The sequence below is a fragment of the Allostigmatella hybrida genome, from assembly GCF_020103775.1.
GTDB lineage: Bacteria > Myxococcota > Myxococcia > Myxococcales > Myxococcaceae > Hyalangium > Hyalangium aurantiaca.
In genome coordinates, this window is the sequence record NZ_JAHXBH010000079.1 from 1 (window position 1) to 1,066 (window position 1,066).

The window sequence follows — 1,066 nt, forward strand, 5'->3', positions numbered from 1 at the left end:
GCGCAGGCCCCGCCAGGAAAATGACCACCCAGCGGGACGTAAGCCCCTCATCTCTTACTTTTTCAGCGGCCTGCTAGAGTGGACCCCTTTACGAGTTCTGCCAGCCGGACGGCCAGTCGCTTACCGCTGGGATGACCAAGCACCCGCTCCTGCGGGCGCTGCGCATGGCGGGTGTCAGCCGCCCGGAGGGTTCCATCGGCTGGCACGACCTGCGCCACACCTACGGCAGCCACCTCCCGATGCGGGGCGTTGCTCTCAAGGTCATCCAGGAGTTGATGAGCCACGCAACCATCGAGATGACCATGAGGTACGCGCACCTGTCACCCGAGGCGCGGGAGAGCGCGGTGCAGGAGTTGGATCGGCCCGTCCCCCAGCCGCGCCGCTCTGGGCTAGAGACGCCAGAGGGGCACACTGAGGGCACATGATGAAAACGAGGACAAAGAAAAACCCAGCAACCCTTTAAGGCTGCTGGGTTTCTCGGGATGGAGGCGACGCAATCGAACCCGCGCCGGGCGGTGCGAAACCTCTATTCGTAGCAGAGAATTGCTGCCGCTAGCCCGGATCGGTCACACCGGGCAGGGACATAGGGCTGGTGTCGTAGCGGAGCCCGCCGAGGCCCTCGCGCCTTGCCTGGTGTTGGTTCTGAATTCAGCAACGGGCAAAGCGCGGCCCTCTCCCGCCGGAGTTGGGCCTGCGCGAGAGTGTCAAAGAGCAGCGGGCGTCAGGAGGGGGCGGGGACGGTGCGCAGCTGGTCCGCGATGCGAGCGAAGAGGTTTCTCACCGGCGCAGCGGCGCTCAGGGACAGCACGACGCGGCGGACGCTGACGCGCACGAGGGCGGCCACCTTCAGCAGCTTCAGCCGAAGGGTGCCTGCCTGCGCACGCTCGAGTTCGGTGCCCTTCAGGCCAAAGTGCCGCAGCAGGTTGAGCAGCACGTAGGCCACGGAGGCAAACCACAGCCGCAGCTGATTGGCCCGCATCGTGTGGGCGCTCGTCCGGTCGGCGAAGAGGCCCAGCTGCTGCTCCTTGATGCGGTTCTCCATGTCGCCTCGGGCGCAGTAGAGCTC

Annotated in this window: 1 protein-coding gene and 1 pseudogene; one reads left to right on the plus strand and one right to left on the minus strand. The window is 66.1% G+C overall.

Going from position 1 to position 1,066, the window contains the following annotated elements; all coding sequences use genetic code 11:
* Positions 1-89 precede the first annotated feature (89 nt).
* Positions 90-425: pseudogene (locus KY661_RS37105) on the plus strand (tyrosine-type recombinase/integrase); the annotation flags it as partial.
* Between the two features lie 296 nt (positions 426-721).
* Here KY661_RS37105 and KY661_RS37110 read toward each other — a convergent pair.
* Positions 722-1,042, minus strand: coding sequence for a transposase (locus KY661_RS37110; RefSeq protein WP_398577294.1), 321 nt, complete (start codon positions 1,040-1,042; stop codon positions 722-724).
* Positions 1,043-1,066: the final 24 nt, after the last annotated feature.